Origin of the sequence: Vibrio navarrensis (assembly GCF_015767675.1) — a bacterium.
In the GTDB taxonomy this organism is placed as follows: Bacteria; Pseudomonadota; Gammaproteobacteria; order Enterobacterales; family Vibrionaceae; genus Vibrio.
The window spans coordinates 552,465-570,176 of record NZ_CP065218.1 but is presented as its reverse complement, the minus strand read 5'-3'; the positions used below and the strand labels follow the sequence as shown (position 1 = coordinate 570,176).

Sequence of the window (17,712 nt, the reverse complement as noted above, 5' to 3'; positions counted from 1 at the left end):
CTTGCTACATCGCCTTCCTAGCGGTGTCCTTCCTGGCCTGTCATCCTGACGGGCGTAACTCTATCCCAGAGTGTCACTTCCTTGCTGATAACTCATCCTAAGTCATCAAATCTTCATCCTGAAGATACCCAATCCTTTAGGCTTTGTCCTGTTCCCGCCAACATCCTGTTGACGAACCTAGTATTGATTTTTTACGTAACGCTGACAATTGCTGTTGTGGAAAATAATTAGTGAGAAAAAATACCATTTGAATAAAATTGATATAAAAACAATAAGTTGTAGTTTTTATTGGTTATGGTCTTAGCTGGGAATAGTAGAAAGGCTTACATTCCGTGTAAGAGATCTCGCACAAACTAGATGGCAAAAGTCGTTATTAACCATTTTATTGTTATGGGAAAAGATGTTGCGGCTGTCACACTCTCACCGATGGATGAATGCGGAGTGGGTGTGCCGTTACTAAAAATGAGGCTGATGGACTGGCATGAGAATTGTATGAGTTTTAATCATCAGGAAAACGGAACAAATTTGCCATTTTTCTGTCATATGAGCTAAGTAGATTGGTCAGAGCCATGACAATATGCACATTAGGGTTCAAAAAATGAGTTGCAACTCTTGGTGCTTTGTCATTAACTTGTGAAGTCAATCACGGCCAGAGTCGAGGTTACTCGATATGTTATCGAGGCAAATAAACCTCAGAGAAAATAGATAAGCCTATATTTAGGCAGATAATTTAAGGAGATTGCTATGAGAAAAGTGAGAAGAGCTCAGCTTCATCGCATCCGTATCCAATATTGGAAAGATGTGAAAGATGCATCTAAAAAATCTTGCTAAGTAGTTACAACCGCAAACCGTAAAGTTAATACCGCAATAAATAAGCTATACCAAAGAAATCGAGCTGGCGCTTGGAGGAGTGGTCCCCAGAACTGCCAGCTCAAATATCTCTTCATCTAGTCAGTTTTATTTCACCAGAATCCGAATTTGTATCAAGATCTTAAATAGATCTTACAGGTAGTTTGCGTCGGCTAGATCGCTTGCAAGAACCGATTTGACTTCTGCACGTGCGTTTAGCCATTCAAGTACTTGCGCTTTTTGCTCTTCTGTCGCGCTCGCGTAACGCTCTTTGGCACAAATAAAACCCTCGAAATGCTCTAGACCGCCGCCACCAAAGCACAGACCCAACGCATCGATGAAATCAATGAAGTCATCGACAAAAACGTCATAGCGATCAAAGTCGTGGATGTCGGTTTCACAGCTGATTTCGAAACCAAGAATAGCGAACTCGCCTAAAAACAGTTTTTTGCGAAGACGACGGTTTTTGTTTTCCACTTTATCTAGTTTCATTATGTTCTCTCGCTAGGGTTGTAATGATAAAAAGCCCATACGGCAAAAACAACTGAGTATGCTTTGCTTGTTCAGGCGTGCGTCTTTATAACGTTGTTTGTCCGAGAAACCAAAGACTATTGCGCTTATTCGCTTCTAATTGACTAATTCATAACATTTATTCAAACAAACTTTCATAAAGATAGACAAAATTTGTCATTTTTCTATCTCATTATGTTCCCGCTCAACTCTAATTATTAACACTTGGGACAATAAACTTATGAGTAAGGAAACATTTGACGCGACGCGTTATAACCATAGCCAAAACAAGCCTTTTGAAGACGTTTTAGAAGCGAGTCTTACTCGACGTAACATCCTCAAAGGGGGGCTGGGTATCAGTGCGATGACGGCGTTTGGCGCATTTGGTTTAGCGGGTTGTAACAGCTCTTCAACGGCTGCATCGGCTGGCAGTAACGCAGGGGCAGGTAAGGCGGCGGCGGTACTTAATTTTGACTCAATTGCTGGATCGTTAACCGATGCGGTGAGTGTACCACCAGGGTACAAAGCACAAGTTCTAGTTCCTTGGGGAACTCCGCTCAATAGTAAAGCGGCTGCATGGAAATCGGATGCCAGCAACAGCGCAGACGATCAGCAATACTCACTCGGCATGCACCATGATGGGATGCATTTCTTCCCACTCAATGGCAATCCTAATGATGGTTTACTGTGTATCAACCACGAATACATTGATGAAGATGCCTTGCACACCAATGGTCAAACTTTTGTCAATGGCGTTCGTACCATCGTTGATGAAGTGCGCAAAGAGATTAACGCACATGGCGTTTCAGTTGTGCGTATCAAACTCGAAGATAATGTGTGGAAAATGGTGGACAACGATCCGCTTAACCGCCGCTACACAGGGGCGACGGTTATGGACATTTCCGGCCCAATGGCGTACTCCGAACATCTGGTGACGCGCTTCTCACCAGACGGCAGCCAAGCGCGCGGTACGCTAAACAACTGCGGTAACGGCTACACACCTTGGGGCACGTATCTTACCTGTGAAGAAAACTGGCCGGGTTACTTTATCAATACAGACACTTTGACCGCAGAGCAGTCTCGTATCGGTATTGAAAAGAGTGGCACAACGCGTTACGCGTGGGAAACGCTAGCTGGACATGCAGAAGAGCGCCTAGACGAATTTACCCGTTTTAGCGTTGCACCAACTGGGGCAAGCGCGATGGATGACTACCGCAATGAAGCGAGTGGTCACGGTTACATCGTTGAGATTGACCCATATACCGCGAACTCAAGAGCGGTAAAACGTACTGCGCTTGGCCGTTTCCGTCATGAAGGTTGTACGTTTGGTAAGCTGCAAGTGGGTAAACCAGTGGTCTTCTATTCCGGCCACGATTCTCGCTTCGAGTATCTGTACAAGTTTGAATCGAAAGCGCTGTGGGATGCAGCAGATGCTGAACCCGCTAACCGCTTAGCAACTGGCGATAAATACATGGACGAAGGCACCTTGTATGTCGCACGCTTCAACGAAGATGGAACAGGTACTTGGCTACCACTTACTCTGGAGAGTGTGACAACAGACGGAGGCACACTAGCAGACAGTTTTGCTTCGCTGGCCGATATCATTCTCAATACCGCAGGTGCTGCAGACTTGGTTGGCGCGACGCCTATGGATCGCCCTGAATGGTGTGCGGTGGATCCCTACACAGGCAGCGTTTATCTCACTTTGACCAACAATACCAAGCGCATAGAAGCTAACTCGGCTAACCCACGTTTGAACAATAAGTTTGGTCACGTAATTCGTTGGGAAGAAGGCGCAAGTGCGACTGAGTTTAGCTGGGATATTTTTGTCTTTGGTTCTCCTGCCAATGGTAATGCCGATACCAACCGCTCTGGTTTGACGGATTTGAACCAGTTTGCCAGCCCAGACGGATTGGCCTTTGATGGCCGCGGTATCTTGTGGATCCAAACGGATAACGGTGCCAGTGAAGTCACCGGTTACACCAATGATCAAATGTTGGCTGTCGTACCTTCACGTATGGTCGACGAAAATGGCAAGCAGGTGACGGTTGGTGCCGACAACCAAACGCAGTTGAAGCGCTTTTTTGTTGGACCAAACGGTTGTGAAGTGACGGGGTTTGCCATTAGTCCAGATTACAAATCGGTGTTCGTGAACATTCAACATCCGGGCAACTGGCCATATACCGATGATGCAGCAGAAGTAACACCTACGGGCGAAACGGTAAGGCCTCGCGCCGCAACGGTCGTGATTCGCCGTGAAGATGGTGGAGAAATTGCGCTCTAATCGCATTTTTTCAGTCAGCCGCAGTCAAAAATGGCCCCGATTTCGAGGGGCCATTTTATTTCTGTCTATTTGTTTCTTGGGTCTCTCTTCTCATCAAATCCCTTTCATCTTTGAGAGGTAGACACTACTTAATGCCATATTTGCGTAAGATGTTGTCGAACGTACCGTTTGCTTTGATCTCGGCCAGACCCTTGTTAAACGCCGCAATAATCTCACCATTTCGAGCGTTCGCTACCCCAGAGGTGACGTGGAGAGGATTAATTGAAAGTGCATTTTGAGTAAACTCGAAATCATCTAGATTCATTCCTGCGCCTGACAAGGTGGATTTAGCCACCAACTCATCTTCTAAGGTCAAATCAATTCGGTTCGCCAAAAGTTTCTTCGCATTAGTCAGTAGATCGTTAGCTTCAGGTTTATTGAAATTTGTCGCATTGAGAAACTCATCGCCATAACCATAATTGCGTACGATGCCAACGTTCTTTCCGGTCAGGCTGGACATGTTTTGATACTCGAAGCTGTCTCCTTTACGCTTTATAAACTTAAGCGAGTTTTCCAGATAGGGCTGACTGTAATTGAGGTAGGAAGTTCGCTCTTGAGTGAACCAAGTCGCGACCAGCACATCTACTCGCCCCTCTTTTACGTCAGTGAGCGCGCGTGTCCAAGGCATGATTTTAAAATCCACATCATATCCTTGTGTTTTAAAGGCTTCAGTAACGATTTCCACTGAAATCCCTTTGTTCATGTTGTCTTGCTGAACAAACGGTGGCCAAGGATCTTGAGCCGCCGTGATGGTCGCAGCATGGGCGGAGAAGGAGAGTAATAAGGCACTGACTGTAAGCAAAAGCGTTTTCATAAGCTTCCCTCTTTTTTATAAGAAACTAATTAAATTTAGGTACGGAACTTGGTCATGTGTCGAGCAATGCTCTGGCTTAAGTCGAGTACCTCTTCGGTGCGTTGGGCATTTTGAATCGCTCCAGAGGAGACTTCATTGGACGCTTCAGATGCCTCGACGATCGCTTGACTGATCTCTTCAACCGCTTGTCTTTGTTCCTCGGTGGCTTGAGATATTTGGCCGTTACGATCAGAGATCACGCTGATCAATTCTTGCACTTGATTGACCGAATCTTGTGAATCACTCACTCGGGTTGCCGTTTTCTCTAACAAAGAGGCAATGCGTGACAGCTCTTGTTCTACCGAGGTGGTTGCACTGCCCAAGGTGGCAATGTTTTTCTGGATTTGCTCGGTTGACTGGCTAGTTTTCACCGCCAAATTGCGTACTTCATCGGCGACCACGGCGAAACCACGGCCTTGCTCTCCAGCGCGAGCCGCCTCGATAGCCGCGTTAAGCGCTAGTAGGTTCGTCTGTTCAGAGATATCATTAATCACATTGAGCACGGTGGTAATCTTCTCTCCTTCGTTAACCAACACATGCATCTTGTCGTTTACCTGATTCATTTCATTGCGCATGTTAATGATTTCATTCGCAGAATGTTCGATGGCCTGATTGACTTGATTGGCAAGGGAGGTCGCAGTGTGAGCTTGATCGGCCGTTTCTGCGGCGGTGTCTGCGACGATAGAGACTGAATGGTTGAGCTCGGTTGCCGCCGCTGCGACGGTGCTCAGTTGATGTTTCTGCTGCTCAAGCTTGTTGGCATTCTCGCGGGCGTTACTGCCGCTTTCACGCGCTTTCTCTTCCAAAGTGACGGATGAATGGCTGACATCTTGAACAATCACACGCAAGCTTTCGGTAAAGGTGTTGATGCCGTCGGTAATCTCATCAAACTCTTTGTACTTCGCCGGGGCGAGCTTGTTAGCCAGATCGCCATCGCCGGATGAGAGCGATTGAATCACGTTGGTGAGCTGGCGTATCGGTTTCAAAACGGTAGCCACCAGCGCGGCGATAACAACGATACTGATAATCAGAGCAACGATGCCAAGCTCTACAAGATTGAGAAGTAGAGACTGCGCCAGTTTTTCATCTAGTACGTGTGTGTTGTAGTAGACATTCACCTTACCAACCGATTTCTCCTCGCCGTAGTCGGAGAAAAGCAGCTCTTTACTCACCATCATCTCGGCTGAAAATGCGCTTTTGTCCTTGACTTCCACACCAACTTGATTGTTTTCACCTTCGTTGGGCTGCAAGAACACCAAGTCGCTCCCTTGCGTGTCTTGCAACTGAATCGCTGAAATTTCTGGCAAGTTCAACTCGGCAGAAATCGCTCTTTTCGCGGTATCAAGGTCAAAATCCCATACCGCTTTGGGGAGGCTGATGGCCATGCGTTGGCTGGTGTTATTGACACTCAGCATCAGTTCAGAAGTCAAAGTCTGTTTAAAGTTCTGATGTTTAATAAAGGCAGAAACCAGAAGAACTAAGGTGACTGCGAAAATGACTTGGGCGAGAAATACGATTTTTAAACTTTTCACGGCAGGCACTCTCGATTTGGATGCTTCTTAAAAAAGTAGTGTCATGCGAGAGAATATGCAAATTCAATCATCGCTTAATTTGATAGAAAATAGCCTGTTATCTGTTTTGTCGGCAGTTCATCTTTCTCACTTTACTGATTTCTTGATTTATCTTGATAGGCAGAACTATAACTAACAGTGATATTTGTCTCTGGAGAGATTTAAAATGAAACAATGGACAGCTACGGGTTTGCTCCTGTTAACCTTTTTACCCAAATCAATGGCGGCCGAATCTCTACATGTAGTCACGCTTGAATACCCGCCTTATATTGAAAGTAAAGGCTCGCAAGTATCTGGCATAGCCGTGAGTTTAGTTGAAGAAATATTTAACAACTTAGAGGTTCCCGTTGAAATCACCATTCTTCCTTGGGCACGAGCACTTAACTATATGGAGATAGGTGAAGTCGATGCCATATTTACGATATTTAAAACGCCACAGAGAGAAGAGTTTGCTTATTTCAGTGAACAGGTTTTGTTTAGGCAAAATATCAGCTTGATTCGTAATCAAGATAGTTCGGTAAATTCTAATGATGTAGAGCAAAAGCGTTTTGATGGTTTGAGTTTGTGTGTGGTCAATAAAGTGAGCTACGGAGAGTATATCGATTCGAAGATCAAATCTGGCGCATTTAAAACCATTGCTAGGCAGAACTCCGCTGAGCAATGTGCTCTGATGCTGAGTGCTGGCCGAGTCGACCTTTGGGTGTCGAATGAGTTTGGTGCTCGCAGTATCATCGCTCGGTTAGCCCTACAAGACAAACTGGAAATCATGCTGCCACCGATGCAAACCACCTTGAGTTATATTGCATTTTCTAAAAAGCGCCAGAGTGAAGAATTACGAAATCGCTTTGATGTGGAATTGCAGAAAATGAAGCAAACAGGGCGCTACTTTGAATTGATCGACACCTATTTTTCTAGTCTGACGCCTGATAAAACTGGAATGTGATAATTCTCTTAATGGAAAAGTGAGCGATGATAAATGCGCTCACTTTTTTATGCAGCGAGATACTGTATTTATAAGTATTATTTGACTATCTTATCTGTGTTTAAAATACTTGAAAAATTAATCAGACTCGATTTTCGTATGGTAATAATGTAAACCATGTTTGAAGATAATAAAAATCATGGCAGTAAGGAAGAGTTAGAATAATTAATTTGAATAAAAAATAGAATTACAGTTAATGCCTGATGTTCCCCTAAATTTCTTTATTAGAGGAACATCGAAGTAGTAGCGTTACTGATAATTACCCTTGATTGACTCTTGCTCAAATTCGTTTAGCTTACCCTCAGCCAGTACTTTAGCTAGGCCGCGGTTGAAAGCATCTAAGATCTCTTGCGCTCTGGGTGATTTTTTCGGCACGATGAGAAAGTAGTCCCTCTCGACGATCGGTTTGTCATTCATTTCGATTTGATCGGCCAAGCCGAGTCGCATGACGGTCGTTTGGCCGACATTGGAGTCTTCCAAAACAATGTCTAAACGCCCGCCCGCAAGCTTTTTATAGTTCGCGTCGGCATCGGAGATGCGAGAGATCTTCACCACACCTTGCTTTTCTAAATCCTCAACGCCGTAGGCATAGCCGATGACACCACCGATAGCGTATTTGGCGAGATCTTCTGGTTTACTCCACATAATCTGTGCGCCCTTGCGTTGGAATAAGGATGTTTTTAGAGTCAGCACTTTGTCTGAGTAGAAAAAATGCTGCGCTCTCTCGTCATTTCTGCTCCACAGAAATGAGCCGTCTAACTCACCGTCCTGTGTCTGTTCAAAACCCCGTTTCCAAGGTAAGTAAACAAACTCAACGTTGTAGCCTTCTGCGGCGAAGGCTTCCGTGACTAAATGAGAGATATAACCTCCATGTTTGAGTGATTTGGATTGGTAAGGTGCCCATTCGCCATTGGCGAGCCTCACGGTGTTGGCCAAGCTGCTGGATGAAAACAGTGCGATAAGAATAAAAGGAAAAAAAGTGGTGGTTAATCGGTTCATGCCGTGTCTCCTTTCCGGTCACCTAGATGAAAGTTGTGTTAGCGATAAACTTATTCGTCGAGGTTGACTAGTGAATCTGACTGAATACTTGAATCCATGGCGGTAAACAACAGACCGCTTTATTTAGGTTAGACTAAAGTCGCCACATTGGTGATAAGGATGTTAGTAATGAAAATCTAGATACGATCAAAGGGAAGGGAGAGCAAAGCCGAACGTTTTCGGCCTAGAGAGAAAATGGGCTGGTTCAGCCCATTCTGTGTGACAGCCTAGGTTAGGATTGCTTTTCAAATACCTCAACACCTTGTGGGATCTCGTACCAACTCTGTTTCTCCTTGATCCAAACATGGGTAGTCGGTTGAAACAGGGACTGAACATCAGGCGCAACGGGCTTGAGTTTCAGTTTAATGACCTCTGGTGCCGCGGGGTTGAAGTGATATATTCGGTTGCCACAGCCGGGACAAAATTTAGCGGCGTTGATATTGCCACTTTCGGAGGCGCGTTGCCACTCATGCATCTCACCTTTAAATTCAATGTCTTGCACATGAACCAGCGCTGTAACACTAAAGGGGCTGGTAGCGAGTTTTTGACATTCAGTGCAGTGACAAGCAAGCACTTTAAAAGGAGCCTTGTGCAGTTGATATTCGACTTGTCCACATTGACAGCAGGCGCTAATTGGAAATTCCATAAACAGTTCCTTTGGTGAGTTGATGTTGGATACTGTAGGGAAAAAGTGCATTGCTCTGCCACTAGAATTGTGGCTTTAGTGTGATTTCATTGCAAAGAGTGATCTGGGTGGGAAATTAGGTGGAATAGAAAGGGCAGAGAGCGATATGGCTTTCTGCCGTTGATATATCACAATCGGATAAGCATTGAGAGCTGGCCACTTAGTGCGCTTCAAATGCGAGGGCTTTTTTCTCAATCTGACGGAAAAGCAAGGTCAAGATCGCATTGATGGTGAGATAAAACGCCCCAGCGACACCGAACACGGTCAAGGTATCGTAGGTTTGTGCATTGATGCGTTGTGCATAACCCATCAAATCCATAATGGTAATGGTGCTGGCCAGCGACGTCCCTTTGAACACCAAAATCACTTCATTCGAGTAAGCCGGTACAGCACGTCTTAGCGCATAAGGCAGTAATACTTGTAAGGTTCTGATTTTATCCATGCCTAATGCACGGCAAGCTTGCCATTGTCCGGAAGGGATAGCGTTAAATGCGCCTTTAAACAACAGAGTACTGTAGGCCGCCGTATTGAGAGCCAGTGCCAGCATGGCGCAAAACCAAGGTTGGCTAAACCAGTTCCATAGAAAGCTGTCGCGAATCCAATCAAACTGCCCGGGCCCGTAATAGATTAAGAAAATCTGTACCAGTAGCGGCGTGCCAGTAAACAGGGTGATCAAGCCCCGGCTCAGCCAATGCACCACGGACACTCTTAAAATCAATGTGGTGGTCATCAACAGAGAAAGGAGACAGCCCACAAGCAGCGAAGCGACAGTTAATTCTAAGCTGGTGGCTAAGCCTTGCAGCAATTGCCAAACATGTTGCTCTTTCATGCTTTACCTCCTTCGCTGATACTCATTCCTTGAATGGAGAATTTCTTATCGAGCACTTTCACCAAGCGTTGGGTGATTAGTGTAATAAGCAGGTAAATCGCCGCCGCAGTGGCATACCAAGTAAAGGCCTCATGGGTTGCGGCTGACGTTAACTGCGCCTGTTTGAGCAGGTCCGTCACGCCGATCAAGGAAACTAAAGCGGTATCTTTTAGCAGCACCAACCACTGGTTGGTTAATCCAGGCAACGCGTGGCGAATGGCCTGTGGCAGTACGATACGAAAAAACGCATGGCTTTTGGCTATGCCCAGCGCACTGGCCGCTTCACGTTGTCCTCTGCCAACCGCTTTGAGTGCACCGCGCAGGGTTTGCGAGGCATAAGAAGCGAAAATCAGTGACAACGCCACCACACCAGAGAGAAACGGGCTGACTTCGATGAAATCCCCCGTGAGCAAAAACAGTACCTGTGTTGAACCGAAATAGATGAACAGGACAACGAGAATTTCAGGCAGGCCGCGCAGCAAGGTGACCAACAGCGTTGTTGGCCACTTGACGACGGCAAGCCGAGCCATCTCGCCGCTGGCGAAAATGACCGCCAGAACCAGACCAACCAACAGGCTGACCACTGCAAGCTGAACGGTCATCCAGCTTGCTTGAACCAGTGAAAGTGAGTAGCCCGTCAGCCCCATATTAGTTTCCGAAGTACTGGTTAAAAATGGTTTGATACTCGCCGTTCGCTTTCACAGCTTGAAGTGCTGCATTCAGATCAGCGACCAGTTTCTGGTTATCTTTATTGACCGCGATGCCAAAGCCGTTACCGAAGTACTGTGCGTTGGTTACATACTCGCCGACGTAAGCGAGATTGTTCTCTTTCTTGAACCACTCTGCGACAACCGCAGTGTCACCGAACACCGAATCAATACGGCCATTTTTCATGTCAATAAAGGCGTCTTGATAGCTGGCGTAAGGTACGGCGGTCACGCCTGCCATTTGCTCAAGTAAGTAGCTTTGGTGAGTTGAACCGTTTTGCACCCCAACGCGTTTGCCTTTCAGAGCACCTTGATCGGCCACTTTGCCTGCGATGGAAACAAATGCCGCTGAGTTATCGTAATAAGCATCCGTAAAGCTCACTTGCTCAAGACGGGCTTCGGTGATGTCCATCGCGGAAATCGCTGCGTCGTAACGTTTGAACTTCAGGGCAGGAATAAGGCTATCAAAGGCTTGATTGTGGAAGCTGCATTTCGCTTGCATCTGTTTACACAGCGCGTTGGCTAAATCCACATCGAAACCTTGGATTTGATTGTTCTCATCCATGTATTCGAACGGCGCATAAGTGGCTTCCATGGCGAATTTAATTTCCTGCTGCGCTGCTGCGTTGGCAGAGACGAGTCCGATAAGGGATGCCAGTAAAATCTTTTTCATTGTAATACTCCGTGTTTTTATGCGCTGATGCCCCTCTGGAGCCAGCCTATTGTTCGTTTAGTGCTTTAAATAGTCCGCAAACTGGCTAGTTTGTGGCTCGGTAAAGGCTTGTTTAGTGCCATGCTCGACGATCTTCCCTTTCTCAAGGTAGAGCACATGGCTGGCAATTTTTTTTGCAAAATCGACTTCGTGTGTCACGACCACTTGGGTGATGCCCGTTTCACCCAGCTGATTAATAATCTTCACGACTTGATTGGTGATTTCAGGATCGAGCGCCGCTGTTGGTTCGTCAAACAGCAGTACCTCGGGTTTCATCATCAGGGCGCGGGCGATAGCGACACGCTGTTGCTGACCACCGGAGAGTTCCAACGGCCAAGCATCTGCTTTTTCAGCCAATTGCAACGTGGTTAAAATCTGTGTCGCTTGTTCTTTGGCTTCGGCTTTGTTCAAACCTAAGACCTTGACCGGGGCTTCCACTAAATTTTCTAGCACGGTCATATGCGGCCAAAGATTGTATTGCTGGAAAACCATGCCGACTTTACGTCTTAGCTGCAAACCCAGATGCTCGCTCATTGGATGGGAGAAATCGAACGTTTGCCCGGCAATGTTCAGTTGCCCGCTATCGGCATTTTCAAGCAGGTTCAAAACGCGCAAAAGAGAACTTTTACCCGCACCACTTGGGCCGAGTAAGACTAAGGTTTCGCCTTTGTCACAACGAAAATGAATATCGTGCAATACTTGGGTGTTACCGTAAGACTTATTGATGCCATTAACCTGAATCGTCATGTCTCATTTCTGCGTTAGTTGTTATGTGGGTTATGCTAGCATTTTTGCTGATCTATGCAATAAAAATGTATATAAATTTATTTTATTGCTCTTTTGTATAGTTTTAAGCCGATCTGTCAGACAGACCTACTGGTTAAACCAGAATCCGTTTTGCCAATATTGAGTCAATAATAGCTAAACGACGCTGTTTTTCTTAGCAAAGGGGCTAAGATGAGGCGAAAGCATCGAATTGAGGAGAGAAAATGAAACTAAATGTAATCGTAGTTTTGGGAGTTGCCTCACTACTGTTTGGTTGTCAGTCAAGCAAGAATCTTAGTGCGGATGCCCAAGCAACGGAAAGTGAGCCAGAGATGAGTGTTGCTGACAGCGTGCATAATGCGAGAAATTCGCTTGATTGGAACGGCACTTACCAAGGTACGCTGCCCTGTGCTGATTGCGAGGGTATTGAAGTTTCTCTCACACTGAATCAAGACGGCACTTATCAGCTCATTCGCCGCTATGTTGGTGAAATAAGTGGGCAATTTATTTCGCAAGACCGATTCCATTGGGATGAGCACGGCAGTGTGGTGATTCTTTCTGGTGAAGATGCGCCTAATCAGTTCTTCGTCGCAGAAAATGTCCTCTTCATGCTCGATAGACAAGGGCAGCGCGTTACCGGGCAAATGGCTGACCTGTACCGTCTGAGCAAACAGTAAATAACTCTGGTGAGTTAACGTTTTTGTCGCCGCTGTTTGCGCTCTGGCGACCAGTTTTATAGAGTGTGCGCCTACGCAAACTGAGGGATTGAGTCCTCTTTTTTCTATGGGGTATTTTGTGGAGAACGTACTGCTGGTTGTCGATTTTCTTTTGCAGCACAAATTGGTTTTTACCGCGTTGATTGTGTTATTCGTCATCGCGATTCGTCGTTTTACTTTGTCAATTATCCGCGGTGATGCTGCGTTAATCACGGAGAAACAGCGTAACTGGATGTCGCGCACCAAAAATGGCACATTCGCTGCGACACTTCTTATTCTGTTTGCCCTTTGGCAAGCGGAAATCAACCAGTTTGCGCTTTCGGTAACCGCGATTGCGGTGGCAATCGTGGTCGCTTCGAAAGAGATTATTCTCTGTTTTACTGGCTCAATTCAAAGAGCGAGTTCGCGCTCGTTTCGCGTCGGAGATTGGATAGAAGTGGGCAAGATCTGTGGTGAAGTGATTGAACACAATATGATGGCAACCGTGATTCAAGAGATCGATTTGCACCACGGCCAGTATCACTTTACCGGAAAAACCGCGACGTTGCCGAACAGCATGTTTTTTACCTACCCGGTGAAAAACCTCAATTTTATGAAGCGCTACGTTTACCACAATTTTTCCATTGTGGTGCCGGAGTTCGTGAACTTGTATCCGCTTATCCCTCTTTTAACCGAAAAGATTGAAGAACACTGTCACTATTTCAGCGACGTGGCTCGCCGCTACAACGCCATGATTGAAAAGCATGCGGGTGTCGACTTGCCGGGCTCTGAACCGCACATACACATTACGACCACCGCCGCTGGTGAGCAAGTTGTGCACTACATGATCTTTTGCCCGACCGATAAAGCGACCCATCTGGAACACTTGATACGCCAGGATTTTATGCATGCGTACGAAGAACGCTTTAAAACTCAGGAAAAGAAAGAATCGGAATTGTCTCTGTCCGCTTGAAGCTGCGTAGCCGAGGCCTAGACTGAAAGGTGTGGTCAAACGCAACGTCGCTCGGGGAAAAAAATGGCAGTGCCATGGGGAAGACAGAGAATTGATGGGATAAAGGATGTGGTAATGCGGTCAAGCAAGAACTGCTGACGTCAGCGTTGACTTGCGGTTACCCGATTCTGAAGCATAAAGAAAAAGCCTTATCTTGCGATAAGGCTTTCTAAAAGTGGCTCCTCCTGCTGGGCTCGAACCAGCGACCTGCGGATTAACAGTCCGTCGCTCTACCGACTGAGCTAAGGAGGAACTATTCTTTTATCGTGCTTGGCACTTACTGACGCTTTTATAAAACACCAGCTAATTTAAATGGTGCCTCGAGGCGGAATCGAACCACCGACACGAGGATTTTCAATCCTCTGCTCTACCGACTGAGCTATCGAGGCAAACTATCTAGCAGAAGCTAAACAGTGCAAAAGTGGCGGAGAGATAGGGATTTGAACCCTAGGTACGCTATTAACGTACGCCGGTTTTCAAGACCGGTGCTTTCAACCACTCAGCCATCTCTCCGTAGGCGGCGATAATAGGGGGAAGCGATTCGCTTGTAAAGCGAAAAAAAATCAATTGCTTGATTTATCGCCATTTAAGCACTTGTTCGCTGTGATTTTGAGCGCTTGATCTCTTTTTATGCGGCGTTCCGTCGCAAAGTATGCGTGCAAATACCAGAGATAAAAAAACCGGAGTGGTGTGACTCCGGTTGGTGACGTTTTTTCTGCTGCTGGGCAGTTAGAATTTGTAAGTGACACCTGCATAAACCGTGCCGATGCTGTAAGCCACGTCTTTAGTGACCACAGTACTGTTTTGCACATAAGTGGTACTGATACCGAAGATCTCGGTATCGTATCCGACGCGCAACGCTAATCCATCCAGTGTTGGCGGTGCATATTCTAGACCGAGGCCGAAATGGATTGCACTACCTTGATCGTCTTCGAGTGTTTGTGTCGTTTCACTCAGGTCAAGCGCTGAAAGACCTATTAAACCGTACGGGCGAAAGCCGTTGTCAAAGCGGTATCCTAGGTTAGCGTTGATCGACAATGTCGTAGGCGACCAAGTATTCACGGGATTAGTGAATTTAATATCACCGTATATGTTGTATTGCGCCTCAATGCCCACGATACGGTTAAACTGATAGCCAGCGATAAGTTTTAGCGCGCTGCCATCGGCTTTGCCATCCACACTTTCATCGCTGTCGAAATCGGTAGAACCCACGCCACCACCAACATAAAATCCTGACACTTTCGACTCAGCTTGAGCTGTAGACACGGCGGCTAGGCTCAATATGGCGAGCGCGATCGCTTTCATTTTCATTGTTATTCCCACTAAGTTGGTCTTTGGTCTAAGGAGTTGCTTGCTGTTTTTTTCTGGCAACCCACAACACTTTCTGTGCTCTGATTTTGAACACTGTTTTATAGTGGGCGTGATGATATATAAATCTCATAGTAATAGCCATAGGCAAGGTGGGATTTATAGATGCTGTCTATTTTAGATGGCGATTTTTAACCCAACTCTTGTTGTGTTTGAAACAGGAGTAGCGAATGAAGTGGTCAATCTGCTTGGCAATGAAGCGACTGTAGATTAGGCCAGTGTGACTACTGCGTGCCATGAAATGGTCAGTCATGCCAGCGATTTTGGTCTCTTCGACAGTGACAGTGCCGTCAGATAGGGTGTGATCGTCCATTAGCAGCAGCGGCCTTGCTCCCAAAGGCAGGGTGCCCGCAATACTGCCCAGTTTTTGCGGCCATCGCCAACGGTCATCGTGCAGATCCAAACCGTGCTTAGGCGCGTTACCAAGCATGGCACCAAAACCTAATTCTTTAATACGCTCAGCAATGGATGCGCCTTTTAATGGCGAGCCTATGGTTACGACATGGGAGATACAGGCTATCGAAGGCTGTCGCGACGCAAGATAATGTTTGATCATCAGCCCGCCGAGGCTATGACCCACTAACACGTTGGGAGATAAGGGGTCGAGCGCCTGATCGATCGTTTGATAGACTTTTTCCTCATCAATCTTGACTGAGTTGTAGGTCAGGGTTTGCGTTTGATAGCCCAGCTTTCGCAAGCGGTGGCTAAGTGGCTGCATGACCAAGCCATGCATATACAACCCATGTAAGATGATGATTTTCATCTCGACTCCTTTCGTGGCTGCGATGAGTATCGCATGCGATTTATTCCGTTACTGTGACTCTGCTTGAGCAAGCAAGTTTTGTACTTGCTGGAATAATTGGTGACGGTCAGTGACATCACCAGACACGACCTCGCCAATGTTGACGCTGACTTTTGACCAGAAGCGGCTTGGTCGCTTAGTACAAGCATGTCCATTCTTATGACTGAAAAACGATCCCCACAGTCCGACTAAACCCACTGGAATCACCTTGACTGGGTTATGTTGTAAAATCTTTTCTACTCCGGGGCGAAATTCACCCAACAACCCGTCGGTGGTCAAACGACCTTCAGGGAAAAGACACACCACTTCGCCATTGTTGAGCGCTTGGTCTATTTGCTGAAAAGCGTTTTGATAGGTGTCACGACATTTTTTCGGCGAACAGATAGGGATAACGCCAGCGTGTCGGAACAGAGGTTTGAGCAGCGGTATTTCGCTGATCTCTTTCGCCATCACAAAACGAACTGGCCTTGGTGACACCCCCATCAGAATCAGCGCGTCAACGTAACTGACGTGGTTCGCCACCAGCAGGGCGGCTCCTTGCTGAGGGATCAACTCTCGGCCACGAATGGTCACGCGATACATAAGATGGCTGAGCAAGTAGCTGACAAAACGTTGTGTAAACTCAGGCACTTGGCGATAGACGTATACCGCCACGATAAGATTGACGACCGCGAGCAGAGCAAACAACTGGACGATAGAGAGCCCGAGCACCGTTAAAAATACGATGGCCAACGCGGCTGACGCGACCATAAACAGCGAATTCATGATGTTGTTGGCGGCGATTGCTTGCGCACATTGCCCATGCTCGGCGCGTGATTGGATAAAAGCATACAGTGGCACAACGAACAGGCCGCCACTAACGCCAACCATGAAGAGATCAAACATAACTCGCCAGTGTTCAGACTGAGCGATAAATGCTCCTGCTTGCCAGTAGGAATCAGTCAACGGTTGGCTTTGCGGAAGAGCAAGCAGCAAGTCAATGCCAAACAGCGTTAAACCCGCAATGCCAAAGGGCAAAATACCGAGTTCGACTTGATCAAAAGAGAGCTTTTCACACAGCCAAGAGCCAGCGGCAATGCCGATAGAAAAGAGGGCCAGCAGCAGCGAGACCACAGTACTGTCGGCGTGCAAGTGGATTTTCGCAAAGTTAGGGAACTGAGTTAGATAAGTTGCGCCCAGAAACCAAAACCAACTGATGGCGAGGATTGCCATCCAGATGCCGCGATTACGCTGGCTGGTTTTGAGTGTGGTGATTAAGGCAGAAATTGGCTGGAAGCTTACCTTGCCCGCAGTGTTGGTAGGTAAAGAAGGGATCAAACGGCTGGTGAACACCCCAATTAGTGACAAAACGAGCACGAGCCCTGCGGCAATCGGCAGCCCGTTGTCGAGCGCGATGAGTAATCCGGCGGTTAGCGTACCTGCAAGAATCGAGATAAAGGTGCCCATTTCGACCCAAGCGTTGCCTTTGACCAGCTCACGAGGCAGCAACGCTTGCGGCAGCAGAGAGTATTTCACTGGGCCGAAGTACGCCGACTGGGTACCCGTGAGAAAGAGCAGCACCAGCATGGCGATAGGGCTTTGCGTCAAAATAGCCACGGCAGCGCAGCCCATGATAAAGAATTCGGCGATTTTCAAACGGCGGATCAGGCGCGCTTTGTCCATGTGATCGGCGATTTGCCCCGCATGCGCAGAAAAGAGTAAAAAGGGCAGAATGAACAGACCCGCAGCCAAGTTGACAAATAGATCGACAGGCATTGGCAAGCTATCGAGCTGGCTGTAAGTGACCATCAGCAGCAAGATATTTTTATAGACATTGTCATTCAAAGCGCCCAAACATTGGGTGCAAAAGTAAGGGAAAAATCGACGAGAAAATAACATTGTAGCCTCCATGAGTGCGTAGATTTACTACGTTCCAATGGCAGGCAGAGTGCCGCAAATCCCATTTAGGCGCGAGAATAGCGACAGAAGTAAC

The 17,712-nt window shown here is 46.8% G+C and carries 17 protein-coding genes and 3 tRNA genes; 5 read left to right on the top strand and 15 right to left on the bottom strand.

The annotated features are described in order from the left end of the window. Positions 1–357 precede the first annotated feature (357 nt). Entirely contained in the window at positions 358–552 is a 195-nt protein-coding gene (locus tag I3X05_RS19255; protein WP_045568679.1) for a hypothetical protein, read from the top strand. 450 nt (positions 553–1,002) lie between these two features. Here I3X05_RS19255 and I3X05_RS19250 read toward each other — a convergent pair whose 3' ends face one another. After that, positions 1,003–1,341: a YggL family protein gene (locus I3X05_RS19250; protein ID WP_039428128.1), complete on the bottom strand. Its 339-nt coding sequence runs from the start codon at positions 1,339–1,341 to the stop codon at positions 1,003–1,005. Positions 1,342–1,600: 259 nt separating this feature from the next. Here I3X05_RS19250 and I3X05_RS19245 point away from each other — a divergent pair, with 259 nt between their 5' ends. Beyond that, positions 1,601–3,643 (top strand): PhoX family protein, encoded by a 2,043-nt coding sequence (locus I3X05_RS19245; RefSeq protein ID WP_045568678.1) that lies wholly within the window; start codon positions 1,601–1,603, stop codon positions 3,641–3,643. 124 nt (positions 3,644–3,767) lie between these two features. Here I3X05_RS19245 and I3X05_RS19240 read toward each other — a convergent pair whose 3' ends face one another. Next, on the bottom strand, positions 3,768–4,496 hold the full coding sequence (locus tag I3X05_RS19240) for a transporter substrate-binding domain-containing protein (protein ID WP_045568677.1): 729 nt from the start codon (positions 4,494–4,496) through the stop codon (positions 3,768–3,770). A 35-nt stretch (positions 4,497–4,531) separates the two neighbouring features. Continuing rightward, positions 4,532–6,067 carry a methyl-accepting chemotaxis protein gene (locus I3X05_RS19235; RefSeq protein WP_045568789.1) on the bottom strand — a complete coding sequence of 512 codons (1,536 nt, stop codon included), beginning with the start codon at positions 6,065–6,067 and terminating at the stop codon, positions 4,532–4,534. 205 nt (positions 6,068–6,272) lie between these two features. Here I3X05_RS19235 and I3X05_RS19230 point away from each other — a divergent pair, with 205 nt between their 5' ends. Then, entirely contained in the window at positions 6,273–7,049 is a 777-nt protein-coding gene (locus tag I3X05_RS19230; RefSeq protein ID WP_045568676.1) for a substrate-binding periplasmic protein, read from the top strand. Positions 7,050–7,337: 288 nt separating this feature from the next. Here I3X05_RS19230 and I3X05_RS19225 read toward each other — a convergent pair whose 3' ends face one another. From I3X05_RS19225 to artP, 6 genes are all read right to left on the bottom strand, one after another. Then, complete coding sequence (locus tag I3X05_RS19225; RefSeq protein WP_045568675.1) at positions 7,338–8,087, bottom strand: substrate-binding periplasmic protein; 750 nt, start codon at positions 8,085–8,087, stop codon at positions 7,338–7,340. Positions 8,088–8,358: 271 nt separating this feature from the next. Next, a complete protein-coding gene (locus I3X05_RS19220) occupies positions 8,359–8,772 on the bottom strand; it encodes a GFA family protein (RefSeq protein ID WP_045568674.1) in 414 nt (137 codons plus the stop codon). A 199-nt stretch (positions 8,773–8,971) separates the two neighbouring features. Next, on the bottom strand, positions 8,972–9,640 hold the full coding sequence (gene artM / locus I3X05_RS19215) for an arginine ABC transporter permease ArtM (protein WP_045568673.1): 669 nt from the start codon (positions 9,638–9,640) through the stop codon (positions 8,972–8,974). Continuing rightward, positions 9,637–10,326, bottom strand: coding sequence for an arginine ABC transporter permease ArtQ (gene artQ / locus I3X05_RS19210; RefSeq protein WP_045568672.1), 690 nt, complete (start codon positions 10,324–10,326; stop codon positions 9,637–9,639). The genes artM and artQ overlap by 4 nt, the downstream gene beginning before the upstream one ends. Position 10,327: 1 nt before the next feature. Then, entirely contained in the window at positions 10,328–11,059 is a 732-nt protein-coding gene (locus I3X05_RS19205) for a lysine/arginine/ornithine ABC transporter substrate-binding protein (protein WP_045568671.1), read from the bottom strand. Positions 11,060–11,116: 57 nt separating this feature from the next. Further along, positions 11,117–11,845, bottom strand: a complete 729-nt coding sequence (artP, locus tag I3X05_RS19200; protein WP_193157575.1) for an arginine ABC transporter ATP-binding protein ArtP — start codon at positions 11,843–11,845, stop codon at positions 11,117–11,119. A gap of 242 nt (positions 11,846–12,087) precedes the next feature. On the opposite strand from artP, the gene I3X05_RS19195 reads away from it, so the two are divergent. Both I3X05_RS19195 and I3X05_RS19190 read left to right on the top strand, forming a co-directional pair. Then, entirely contained in the window at positions 12,088–12,540 is a 453-nt protein-coding gene (locus I3X05_RS19195; protein WP_193168146.1) for a copper resistance protein NlpE, read from the top strand. 118 nt (positions 12,541–12,658) lie between these two features. Continuing rightward, on the top strand, positions 12,659–13,531 hold the full coding sequence (locus I3X05_RS19190) for a mechanosensitive ion channel family protein (protein ID WP_193157577.1): 873 nt from the start codon (positions 12,659–12,661) through the stop codon (positions 13,529–13,531). 215 nt (positions 13,532–13,746) lie between these two features. On the opposite strand, the gene I3X05_RS19185 is transcribed toward I3X05_RS19190, so the two are convergent. From I3X05_RS19185 to I3X05_RS19160, 6 genes are all read right to left on the bottom strand, one after another. Beyond that, positions 13,747–13,822 (bottom strand) — tRNA-Asn (locus tag I3X05_RS19185). Between the two features lie 61 nt (positions 13,823–13,883). Continuing rightward, positions 13,884–13,959 (bottom strand) — tRNA-Phe (locus I3X05_RS19180). A gap of 33 nt (positions 13,960–13,992) precedes the next feature. Next, a tRNA-Ser gene (locus I3X05_RS19175) sits at positions 13,993–14,083 on the bottom strand. A gap of 216 nt (positions 14,084–14,299) precedes the next feature. Then, positions 14,300–14,881, bottom strand: a complete 582-nt coding sequence (locus I3X05_RS19170) for a porin family protein (RefSeq protein ID WP_337971424.1) — start codon at positions 14,879–14,881, stop codon at positions 14,300–14,302. A gap of 169 nt (positions 14,882–15,050) precedes the next feature. After that, a complete protein-coding gene (locus I3X05_RS19165; protein WP_045568667.1) occupies positions 15,051–15,701 on the bottom strand; it encodes a cob(I)alamin adenolsyltransferase/cobinamide ATP-dependent adenolsyltransferase in 651 nt (216 codons plus the stop codon). Positions 15,702–15,749: 48 nt separating this feature from the next. Further along, the gene (locus I3X05_RS19160; RefSeq protein WP_193157580.1) at positions 15,750–17,618 is read right to left on the bottom strand and encodes an MFS transporter; all 1,869 of its coding nucleotides are present in this window, start codon (positions 17,616–17,618) and stop codon (positions 15,750–15,752) included. Between the last annotated feature and the right edge of the window lie 94 nt (positions 17,619–17,712).